This is a genomic window from Thermogutta sp. (assembly GCF_039793925.1).
Taxonomy (GTDB): domain Bacteria; phylum Planctomycetota; class Planctomycetia; order Pirellulales; family Thermoguttaceae; genus Thermogutta.
On sequence record NZ_JBAMME010000099.1, the window covers coordinates 48,924 to 59,337 of the forward strand.

At 57.5% G+C, this 10,414-nt stretch carries 9 protein-coding genes and 1 pseudogene; 6 read left to right on the forward strand and 4 right to left on the reverse strand.

What is annotated here, in order from left to right; all coding sequences use genetic code 11:
- Window positions 1–345 precede the first annotated feature (345 nt).
- The 5 genes and pseudogenes from ABJK56_RS03770 to ABJK56_RS03790 all read left to right on the forward strand — a co-directional run bounded on the left by ABJK56_RS03770 (window position 346) and on the right by ABJK56_RS03790 (window position 4,125).
- On the forward strand, window positions 346–1,551 hold the full coding sequence (locus tag ABJK56_RS03770; protein ID WP_347243332.1) for a hypothetical protein: 1,206 nt from the start codon (window positions 346–348) through the stop codon (window positions 1,549–1,551).
- A gap of 232 nt (window positions 1,552–1,783) precedes the next feature.
- On the forward strand, window positions 1,784–2,212 hold the full coding sequence (gene rpsP, locus ABJK56_RS03775; RefSeq protein WP_347243333.1) for a 30S ribosomal protein S16: 429 nt from the start codon (window positions 1,784–1,786) through the stop codon (window positions 2,210–2,212).
- Between the two features lie 3 nt (window positions 2,213–2,215).
- Window positions 2,216–3,037, forward strand: a complete 822-nt coding sequence (gene trmD, locus ABJK56_RS03780; RefSeq protein ID WP_347243334.1) for a tRNA (guanosine(37)-N1)-methyltransferase TrmD — start codon at window positions 2,216–2,218, stop codon at window positions 3,035–3,037.
- 29 nt (window positions 3,038–3,066) lie between these two features.
- Window positions 3,067–3,414: pseudogene (gene rplS / locus ABJK56_RS03785) on the forward strand (50S ribosomal protein L19); the annotation flags it as partial.
- A 234-nt stretch (window positions 3,415–3,648) separates the two neighbouring features.
- Window positions 3,649–4,125: a YraN family protein gene (locus ABJK56_RS03790; RefSeq protein WP_347243335.1), complete on the forward strand. Its 477-nt coding sequence runs from the start codon at window positions 3,649–3,651 to the stop codon at window positions 4,123–4,125.
- Between the two features lie 109 nt (window positions 4,126–4,234).
- Here the strand turns inward: ABJK56_RS03790 and ABJK56_RS03795 are convergent, their stop codons facing one another.
- On the reverse strand, window positions 4,235–4,615 hold the full coding sequence (locus tag ABJK56_RS03795) for an STAS domain-containing protein (protein ID WP_347243336.1): 381 nt from the start codon (window positions 4,613–4,615) through the stop codon (window positions 4,235–4,237).
- A gap of 563 nt (window positions 4,616–5,178) precedes the next feature.
- Here ABJK56_RS03795 and ABJK56_RS03800 point away from each other — a divergent pair.
- Window positions 5,179–6,915: an arylsulfatase gene (locus ABJK56_RS03800; protein WP_347243337.1), complete on the forward strand. Its 1,737-nt coding sequence runs from the start codon at window positions 5,179–5,181 to the stop codon at window positions 6,913–6,915.
- A gap of 32 nt (window positions 6,916–6,947) precedes the next feature.
- On the opposite strand, the gene thiC is transcribed toward ABJK56_RS03800, so the two are convergent.
- The 3 genes from thiC to ABJK56_RS03815 all read right to left on the reverse strand — a co-directional run.
- Window positions 6,948–8,279: a phosphomethylpyrimidine synthase ThiC gene (gene thiC, locus ABJK56_RS03805; RefSeq protein ID WP_347243338.1), complete on the reverse strand. Its 1,332-nt coding sequence runs from the start codon at window positions 8,277–8,279 to the stop codon at window positions 6,948–6,950.
- Between the two features lie 315 nt (window positions 8,280–8,594).
- Window positions 8,595–10,019, reverse strand: coding sequence for a hypothetical protein (locus ABJK56_RS03810; RefSeq protein ID WP_347243339.1), 1,425 nt, complete (start codon window positions 10,017–10,019; stop codon window positions 8,595–8,597).
- Between the two features lie 48 nt (window positions 10,020–10,067).
- The coding region (locus tag ABJK56_RS03815; protein ID WP_347243340.1) for a hypothetical protein at window positions 10,068–10,414 on the reverse strand (347 nt) is incomplete at its 5' end.

Here is a 10,414-nt window from a genome sequence, read left to right on the forward strand (position 1 = left end):
TCCGGATCGACTCCCAAAAAAGGCACCTGCCAGCGGTCTCGCTGGCACAACCTACTGTCCCCCCTGGGCGTCAACATTATCGGCGTTCGGATTCTTCGGCTTTGATCAATTTCACGGAATTTGCAGTTTCTTCCGAACGAGCCGTTGAGAACAGGGGACGGAACCGAAATTGATCTTTGCGGATTTTGCCAGGCATGCTAGATTGGGCGGGACGCCTCGGTTTCACACGGCAGGAACTGGCGGAAATGGCAGAAAGGGTTGACGTCCTAGTGATAGCGCTTTCGCGTTCCCCGGTTTCCTGCCGCACGTGGAAATGGATTCCCACTGCAAGGAGAGCCGTGGAGCATGGATGCTCGACTATCCCGTCTTGTGTGCGCCCTTCTCGTTGTTTTGGCCGCAGCGGGGGCGTCGTATCCCACCCCGAATTTCATCATCCATTGCCAGGATCCCCAGCTTGCGCGTGAGCTTGGTGAAGCGGCAGAGAGATATCGGAGAGAGCTGGCCCAACTGTGGCTGGGGCACACGCTCCCCGACTGGTCTCGCCCGTGCCCGGTGACGGTTCACGAGGGGCCGAACCTTGGAGCCGGCGGGGCCACGACGTTCGTCTTCGACCGGGGAGAGGTTTATGGCTGGAAAATGACGATTCAGGGATCCCGGGCACGCCTGCTCGATTCGGTGCTTCCTCATGAAATCACCCATATGATCCTGGCCAGCCACTTTCGCCAGCCCCTGCCCCGGTGGGCGGATGAGGGAGCCGCCACCACGGTGGAGCATATCAGCGAAAGGGAAAAGCATCGGCGGATGCTCCTCGAATTCCTCCGCACCCGACGGGGGATCCCCTTTCGTCACATGTTCGCCATGGAAGAATACCCCCAGGACATCATGCCGCTTTATGCCCAGGGGTACACTCTCGCCGAGTTCCTCATTCAGCAAGGGGGCCATCGCAAATTCGTTCAATTTCTGGAAGATGGCCTGAAAGACAACAACTGGGATGCCGCGCTGGCCAGGCATTATCCCTACCAAGACCTGGGGCGGCTACAACTCAGCTGGGTGGATTGGGTGGCCCGCGGTTTTCCCCAGCTTGCCCCCGCGTCTGGTCCGTCTGCCCTGGAGGCCACACTGGTGGCGGCGACCGTCGCGGGTTCTAACTCTGACTGGCGAGCCAAAGGATCATCGTTGGCTGTTGTTCCCTCCCTCTACCAGCAGTTAGCCGCGTCTCCCCTCGAAATGAGGGATTCGACTGGGGAACGTCCCTCCGGTGCGGGAGAGCCGGTCGCCAGTACGCGGTTGAGTGCACCCCAGTATGATCCGTCGAATCCCCCTCTTGTAGACGTGTCTGGTTGGCGTCCCTCTCCAGTGCCCGCTCCGGTCACTGCGCAGGCTACCCCGACTGATGGTGGGCAGGAATCCCCGGGATGTGGTTGCGGCGGGACAGCCGCCGAACTTCAGAATTCCAAGCCAGTCGTCCACAATGAGGTGGGTTATTCCCAGACGACCGAGGGGAGCCCAAAAGTCCTGATGGAGTGGAGCAGCCCCGCCATGTGGCGGTGACGATCTTTGGAAAACGCTGGGCAGGCTCCCTATTGAAAGAACCCACCGCATCTGGCACACTTAAATTTTTGCCCACCCGGTGCGTGGTCGTCATGATCGCGGCGGGCATGCCCCCATTCTGGCAACCTGAGGAAGGACTGGGGGCAACCGTGACTTTTTGCATTGCCTGTCGGCCGAAAGATACACGTCAATCTTGCGTACAAGATCAAATCAAGAGAGGGAGAGTGAGTCCGTGGCCGTTCGTATCCGCATGAAAAGATGTGGCCGAAAGCACCGTCCCTTTTTCCGCATCTGCGCCACAGATGCTCGGGCGCCGAGGGACGGACGCGTGATTGAGGTGCTAGGAACGTACGATCCAATGATCCCGTTGACGGACGCGCGGGTCACGCTCAACTTCGAGCGGGTTCAGTATTGGTTGAGCGTCGGTGCGCAACCCAGTGAAAAGGTAAAAATTCTGTTGAAGAAATACGGTCCAAACGGCACCCATTTGGAAAAGCAGCGGGAGGCCATTGAGAAACTCCGGCAGATGCAGGCGGCCAGGAAGGCAGCAGCGGAGCACGCGTTGGTTTTGGCGGAACAGAAGAAGGCGGCCAAGAAGGCCCTTGAAGAGGTTACCCGGGCTGCGGAGGCCGAAGCTGCGGAAGAGGCGTCCGCTGAGTGATCCATGCGGATTGATGTCCTGACGCTGTTCCCGGAGATATTTCACAGCTACCTCGGGCAAAGCGTCCTGAAAAAAGCGATTGAGCGGGGGCTGGTGGAGATTTATCTCCACAACATCCGCGATTGGAGTCACGACAAGAAACACCACAAGGTGGACGATCGGCCGTTTGGTGGCGGGCCGGGAATGGTGCTCATGGCGCCGCCAGTCGTGGAATGCGTTGAGGCGGTCCAGGCCATGGCAGATCAGCCGGGCCACTTGGTCATGCTGACGCCCCAGGGCCGAAAACTCAATCAGGCGGTTGTTGAGGAGCTAGCGCAGTATCCGCGGTTGTTGCTTCTGTGCGGACGGTACGAAGGGTTTGACGAAAGAATCCGACTTATTTTGAAACCCGACGAAATTTCCATCGGGGATTACGTGCTCAATGGGGGCGAGGTGGCGGCGATGGTGGTCATCGACGCCGTGATCCGTCTCGTCCCCGGAGTGCTGGGAGACGAAGAAAGCAGCCGCCAGGACTCGTTTTCCGGTCCGGAAAGATTGCTGGACCATGCCCAATACACCCGTCCGAGGTGTTACCGGGGTTACGAAGTCCCGGCCGTGTTGCTCAGTGGCAACCACCGGGCAATCGCACGATGGCGGTTGATGGATCGGCGACGGCGCACGGAAGAACGCCGCCGTGACCTGCTGGAGAGTTCAACGGCCTCCAGGTCGGGAGAGGGTGTACGAGACGAAAAAACTTCCAAAAATTCGCTTGGCGAACGCGGCGACGCAGGGCTACAGCCTGAAAGCCCTGCCACAGAAACACAAGAGGATTCAAAACAAGAATAAGTTTTTGAAGCGTAAACCAGAGGCCTGCCATGAACAAGGGTGAACTTCTAAAGGCGGTTGAGCAACCCTGCTTGAAAACGGACATCCCCTATTTTGAAGTCGGGGATACCGTTGACGTCCACTGCCGGATTATCGAAGGTAATAACGAGCGCATTCAGATCTTCAGTGGTGTGGTCATCGCCCGCAGCGGAAGCGGTACGCGGGAAACGTTCACGGTGCGACGGATTGTCCAGGGCGAAGGTGTGGAACGAAAATTCCCACTCCATTCGCCTCGAATCGCCAAGATCGAGGTCAAACGGACGGCAATCGTTCGGCGGGCAAAACTGTACTTTCTCCGCGAGCGGGTGGGCAAAGCGGTGCGTCTCCGCGAACGGCGTCCCGACCAGATGCAAAAGCGGCTTAATCGCGAGCGCGCCTACTGGGCCAAACGAGGGGGTGAACCTGTCGAGCAGACGACTTCTGCGTGATAGCCGTCGCGGGTGGTGGACCATGGGGCTCGGTAAGCCACTCTGGGAGATGTCCGGGTGGTCCCGCGAAAGCCAAAATCTTGGAACCCACATTCATCCAAAGACTCTTCGTTGTGGTCTCGACTGAAAACGATAGGCCGCGAGATGGTGGTGGCCATCTTGCGGATTTTTTTCAGGGAAGAAAGTCTCTTTCGATCACGGCGGGAAAGCCGCGAGCGTCCTGAGCCCACAAGGCAGGAATCGCTTTTTCGGAACCCACGCCGAATACTGGGAGAGGCGAGCGAGGCGGCTGCCTGCCGATTTCTCGTTCAGCGTGGTTATCAAATCGTCGCCCGAAATGTCCAGTTCCGCTCTGGTGAATTGGACATCGTGGCCACCGATGGGAAGTCATGGATCTTTGTGGAAGTGCGTTCTCGCCGTTCCGAGTCTGATCCTGATATCGCCGCCACCGTGACCCCGGCGAAACAGCACCGGGTCATTCGAGCAGCCCTGGAATACTTGAGGTCGTCCGGCGGTCCAAGGAAACCATTGCGGTTCGATGTGATCACCGTGCTTTGGCCGAAAGACAACCCCGGCAACCCAGAAATCACTCATTGGGAATCCGCGTTCGGCTGCGACTGAGAAGCCCTGCTTTTCTCCGCCCAGCGCTCGACGGCCGAAATGCGGAGATCGTAAAACCATTCGGTTTGGGAGTGCGTTTGAAGTGTGAGTCTATTTTCGCGGCAGCGCCTCAGCGCGGTTTACGAGGAAAACCGCCCATCACAGCGGCTTCCACATCCTCATAGACGGGAAGCCGTCGAATCAGCCCGGTCGCTTCCAGGGCACGGCGATTATTCGGGGAGACATGGCACAGGCGAACAAGTCCTCCCCGTGTTTCCAGGCTTCTGTGCAATTTTACGAGTTGCCCAATCAAAAAGGAGTTCAGGAACTGGATTCCGTCGAGACAAAGGATCACCCGATTCACCATGCACCGCTCGAGCAACTGAAACAGTTCGTCAGCCAAGGGGACGAGTTCCGTGGTGCTCTCCCGGCGAGGAACGGGCCGCACGATGAGCCAGCCTTCTCCCCGCATGACTTCCAGATCCCAGCCTAGCGTGGTCTGAGCGTTCATAACCGACTCCTTTCTCCCTCCCACCAAGCGACACGGATAAGACTGAGCCCCCGGAGCCGCTGCCAAGACAAGGGTGCGCGTCCAACGGCAAATCCTTGAGCTTATTGTCGCCGCGAGGCCTCCCTGCGCCAATTACCTGATTGAGGGGGAAGGATTTCCTGTATTGCCTACTTGCCCTAAATTTGCATCCCGCTCTTTAATACTTATCCAACGGCGCAGCGAAAAAGTAGCCGTGTGCCAGGTGAGGACGTCACCGCCAAGCGCGACGCGAACTTCACCGAGCGCAACTTGGGGATGGGAACACCTGAGGGCACTGGCCCGGGACGTGCGCCACAAACACGCTGGGGAATTCCAACAAAGAGAGCTTCATGCCGGCGTCGCGATTGGCTTGGAACGGCGAGAGGTGGATGAAAGGGCGCGACGGGCTTACAATGGCCGCTTGATGAAAATCGCGGATTTTGCCGATGAGTCAATCCCGATGGAATGGGAGAAATCAACTGTCTGATCTTCACATCAACGTGGATGGATTGGGGTGAGAGATGAGCAGGTGGAGCGTTGCCTGGATGGTTGCGAAAAAGAGCCGTTACATGGGTGGATTTCTGCAGTTGGTGCTTGTCCTTGGAGTGGGCGCAGTTCTTGTGGGAGCGTGGTCTTCTAGCGGGATCTGCGCCGCGGAGGACCATCCGTCGAGGCCCAACGTGATTTTGATTCTCACCGATGATCAGGGCTATGGCGATCTGCACTTTCACGGCAACCCCATTATCAAGACGCCCAATTTGGACCGGCTTGCTCAGGAAAGTGTGCGATTGACAGACTTCCATGTGGACCCCACGTGTTCGCCCACTCGCGCAGCTTTGATGACAGGACGCTATTCGTGCCGGACTGGTGTCTGGCACACTATCATGGGGCGGTCGTTACTGCGTCGGGATGAGGTGACGATGGCGCAGCTTTTCCGACAAGCGGGCTATCGCACGGCCATCTTTGGAAAATGGCACCTGGGAGATAGTTTTCCCTATCGGCCGTGGGATCGTGGCTTCGAAGAGTGCCTGATCCATCTAGGAGGTGGGATTGGTCAGGGTCCGGACTACTGGGGCAATACGTATTTTTCTCCGACACTCTGTCACAACGGTACATGGGAAAAGCACGAGGGATATTGCACGGATATTTTCTTCCGCGAGGCTCTCAAATACATCACAGCACACCGTGACGAGCCGTTCTTCGTTTATCTTGCCACCAATGCGCCGCATGCACCCCTTCAAGTGGAGGAGCGCTACGCTCAGCCGTATCGAGAGGCCGGCCTGCCCGATAACCTGGCCAGATTCTACGGCATGATCACCAATATCGACGAGAATGTCGGCCGGCTTCTGGATGCATTGAAAGAGCTCCGGTTGGAAGAAAAGACCATCCTCGTGTTCATGACCGACAACGGAACCGCGGGGAACGGATTTAACGCGGGGATGCGTGGGAAAAAAGGGTCCATGTACGAAGGGGGACACCGAGTGCCGTGTTTCATTCGCTGGCCGGGAAGACTCACCCCCAGAGACGTGCCTGGCTTGACGGCTCACCTTGACTTGCTGCCCACACTGATGGATTTTTGTGACCTCCCGCTTCCCCCGAATCTCAAATTGGATGGAATAACTTTGCGTCCCTATCTCGAAGGTGAGAAGCCGATTCCGGAACGGACTCTGGTGGTTCAGGTGAACAGGGTGGACCATCCTCAGCCGTGGGCCGCCTCGGCTGTTTTGCGGGGGCCTTGGCGGCTCATCGATGGGAAAGAACTCTACGATTTGCGGACTGATCCCGGTCAGCAACACCACGTCGCATCGGAACATCCGGAAAAGGTAGTTGAACTCCGCCGCGACTATGAGCGGTGGTATGCCGATGTCTCCCAGCGTTTCGGGGAATACTGCGAACTGGTCCTTGGAGCGCCGGAACAGAATCCTGTCACACTTTGCTCACATGACTGGCATGGGGAGATCGTTCCCTGGGATCAAAGCCAGATGCAAAGGGGGTTAAAGGGGCAAGGATTTTGGGCAGTGGAATTTGCTCAGCCCGGACGATATCGATTCGAGCTGCGGGATCGGCCGGCGTACGTGTCGTTCAAGCTTCCGGAAGGGAAGGCTCGGCTGGTTGTAGAAGGTTTGTTTGACGAGGAAAAGCCGATTCCACCGGGTGCCGAGAGTGTGGTCTTCGAGGCCGATCTGCCGACAGGCAAGACCAAGTTGGAAGCGCGACACATGGCGGAAGACGGCTCCTGGCGGGGCTTTTACTTTGTGGTGGTCACCCGGGTGGGACCTTGAGGCACGTGCTGATGATCAGCAACCCGGTTAGTTCACCGCGAGGTAACCGGTTTAGCAGCTTGCTCTGAGGTTTGTTCCAGCCGGGTAACGTCCTGCGATAGCCGCATCGAGCAGAAGTTCGGCCCGCACATGCTGCAGTACTTGGCATGGAGACTCGTGCCGGGTCGGGCGGTTTCCTCCCACATCCGGCGTGCTGTCTCCGGGTCAATCGCCAAGCGGAACTGCTCTTCCCAGTCGAACCGGAAGCGCGCCCGGCTGAGTTGATCGTCCCAATCTCGGGCACCAGGGCGATGGCGCGCCACATCCGCTGCATGCGCTGCGATCTTATAGGCCACCACCCCCTGTCGGACGTCTTCCAGGGTGGGCAAGCCGAGGTGTTCACGAGGTGTCACGTAGCACAGCATGGCGGCTCCGTACCAGGCAGCCATGGCCGCTCCGATCGCACTGGCGATGTGGTCGTAACCCGGCGCCACGTCCGTGACGAGTGGTCCAAGCACGTAGAAGGGCGCTTCGTCGCACCATTCCATCTGCAGGCGGATATTCCGCTCGATTTGGTCCATGGGGACGTGGCCGGGACCTTCGATCATGACCTGACAGCCTCTGGCTCGTGCCCGCCGGGCGAGTTCGCCCATCACTTTCAGTTCAGCGAACTGGGCTTCGTCGCTGGCATCGGCGAGACATCCCGGTCGAAGTCCGTCGCCCAGGCTCCAGCTCACGTCGTACTGCCGCATGATATCGCAGAGGTCGTCAAAGTGCGTGTAGAGCGGATTTTGCTCTTTATGGACCGCCATCCACTTAGCAATGAGCGACCCGCCCCGACTGACAATGCCAGTGATTCGCTTTTCTACCAAGGGCAGGTGTTCTCGCAACAGGGCGCAGTGGATGGTCATATAATCCACACCTTGGGCGGCCTGTTGCTCGACCACATCGAGGAAGTGTTGCGGCGTCATATCGGCGATGTCGTCGAGTTCCTCGGCCACCTGATAGATGGGAACAGTCCCCACAGGTACAGGCGACGCATCGATGATTCGCTGGCGGATCCCCAAGATGTCCGGACCGGTGGAGAGGTCCATGATCGTATCAGCCCCCAGACTGATCGCACAATGGACCTTCTGAAGCTCGCATTCCACGTCGCTTTGCAGCGCGGAATTACCCAGATTGGCGTTAATCTTGGTGCGGCATGCGATGCCGATGCCGATGGGTTTCAGCCCTTTTTTGAGGTGAACTTTGTTGGCCGGGATGATCATCCGTCCGCGTGCCACCTCATCCCGAACCAATTCCGGGCTGAGGTGCTCCGAGCGAGCCACATATTCCATTTCCGGTGTAATTTCCCCGGCCCGAGCCGCTTCGATTTGTGTGGCCATCTCTATGTATCCTTCCCAGTGAGGTAATCTTTCTCGTTAAACCACGCATGAAAACTTGGCAGAAAACGCTGAGTCAACCTTTATCATATTGTGTGTCGCCAGAACGGCAACCGATGTGTGCCTTAGATCAAGCACCGATGCGGTGAAAACAGCGCTCTCCGGGAGGCGGGAGGACTGACCAATCCCCTTATGGTCGCGGTTTCTCCCAAATGCCACTGGTGCCTCGGACATTGTCCTGCGAGCACCGCAGACATGGAGGGTCAATCAGAAGAAAGACGAGCACACGCTCGCTTCAGGAAAGGTGGGTGCGATATTCTATCCACCAACAGAATTATTCGGGAGGGTATCGAGAGAAAAAACGGTAAGCTTTTCCGTAAAGGGCTTCGGTTTGCGCGCTTCATGATCGAACTGTGAGTCCACATACACAAGACGGGCACCCCTTGGCGCTGCCAGAGCCCAGGCGATGCTCATCGTTTTCTTTCCGGGCGTGACATCAACCACCAGTGAGCGACGGTCATCCTCCTGGAGTAATCTGGCCACCAAATCCCGGAAGCAAAGAACCAGTTCCCCCAGGTCACCATCCTGAAAAGCCTCGATATGCACCTGGCATGATCCGATCCGTTGTTGCACTGGAGGTGACTTCAGCCACGTTTCAACTTCCGTTGCCAGTTCGCGATACCTGTTATTTCCCTCACTGTAAAAAATCCAGGATGCCTTGGGGCGAAAGACAAAGTGCATGAGATAGATCAGCTCCGGGCTATCACTGACCACGGTGATAAAAGACCGACATGCCAATTTCTCTGGTTCTTTGCTGAACTGATCGCGGAGTCTTTCCGCCAGATCTTCCACAATACAATCGAGATAATATTGTCGACGTTCGATGTCATCGGGGATCTGCAAATATGTCTTGGCACGCTCCTTCTCGGAATCAGATTTACTGGCCCGAACACGAAGCTGCGAGATGTAGGGGCGGAGTGCCTCGCGCGGACGATCCGTGGATTGTTCGAATTTCTTAATTTCTATTGACCAATTATTGTCTCGAGCGAGTTGACGCGCTTCATCGAAGCACGAAGCGGGCACAAAGAACTGGGTTGCTTCGAATTCACTGGCCAAAGCCAGTTTCTCCCTGATTCCTTCTACCCGGGTCAGGCCCACCCCGGGTTTCCAGGCACCGGTGGCCCACACGCGGTGGTCGGGCTTACCGTCGCCCGCTGCCACCATCAGGGAACCTGCCAGCGGCGCCCAGGCGGAAGAATAGTCGCCTTCGAGGAAAAAAAGGCCAGCGGCATTAAAGAGGTCGTCGCTGGCCGGATGGATTTCCCATTGGTCGGATTCCTTAATTTCCTGAGAGACGTTCAGCTCGCTGAGTACCTCGTTGGCGACTTGTTGGAGACCTTCTGGAAGGGTGGGCGGCTTTTCTGAAGGTCCTTTTTTCCACCTGAGAGGCAGGACAAAGGCGTCCCGAAGGGCGTGAAACTGGCAAGTTTTTCGAACTGCGACGATCCAACAAGCTCCCGGTCCCTCGGGTAAAGTGCATTCCAGCCACTTACACTGTTCGTCTTTGGCTCCCCAGTCTTTTTGTTCCTCAATTGCTTTGGCGATCACCGCCGGTTTGAGAAGCCATGCGGCTAACCGGCCCAGCCCTCGAGCGAGGACCATCGCGTCGCGAGGAGAAAGCTCTTCCGGGGTGCGTTGGGCCAGTTCCACTGCCCGATTGTAAGATTCTCCGCGATCACTCATGTTCGGCAGTTCTGTCACGCAAAATGCGACACTGCGCCCGAAGCAAGATCAAGAACCCAAATCAGGCTCCTGTTCGGTCCAGGGGACATCGTCGATTTTGAGGGGCAATTCATTGCTATTCTGGGCTGCCGCATGGAGATCATCCACTGACAGGAAGATCTCGGCTTGGTTGGTCAGATGCCCCACCACTCCTGCACATTCCACCTGAGCGCCGGCCAATTCTGTGGCGGGTTCGTTGTCCTCGGTTCGGAACACCCGCAAGCGCAGTGACTGACCGGCATGAGGTGGAAAGAAGTACAAAAGCTCGGCGTAATACGCACCGTCCGGTGAGCGCCAACGGAGGAGCGCCGGTGGCCTGCTCAGAGTGGAACTCTCGGCAGCGACCGCAAGCGGTG

Excerpts from the sequence above, each read along its gene's own strand:
- ABJK56_RS03790 (WP_347243335.1), top strand. The coding sequence starts at position 3,649 with ATGGTGGTGGCCATCTTGCGGATTTTTTTCAGGGAAGAAAGTCTCTTT.
- thiC (WP_347243338.1), bottom strand. The coding sequence starts at position 8,279 with ATGGCCACACAAATCGAAGCGGCTCGGGCCGGGGAAATTACACCGGAA.
- trmD (WP_347243334.1), top strand. The coding sequence starts at position 2,216 with ATGCGGATTGATGTCCTGACGCTGTTCCCGGAGATATTTCACAGCTAC.
- ABJK56_RS03795 (WP_347243336.1), bottom strand. The coding sequence starts at position 4,615 with ATGAACGCTCAGACCACGCTAGGCTGGGATCTGGAAGTCATGCGGGGA.
- ABJK56_RS03800 (WP_347243337.1), top strand. The coding sequence starts at position 5,179 with ATGGTTGCGAAAAAGAGCCGTTACATGGGTGGATTTCTGCAGTTGGTG.
- ABJK56_RS03770 (WP_347243332.1), top strand. The coding sequence starts at position 346 with ATGGATGCTCGACTATCCCGTCTTGTGTGCGCCCTTCTCGTTGTTTTG.
- ABJK56_RS03810 (WP_347243339.1), bottom strand. The coding sequence starts at position 10,019 with ATGAGTGATCGCGGAGAATCTTACAATCGGGCAGTGGAACTGGCCCAA.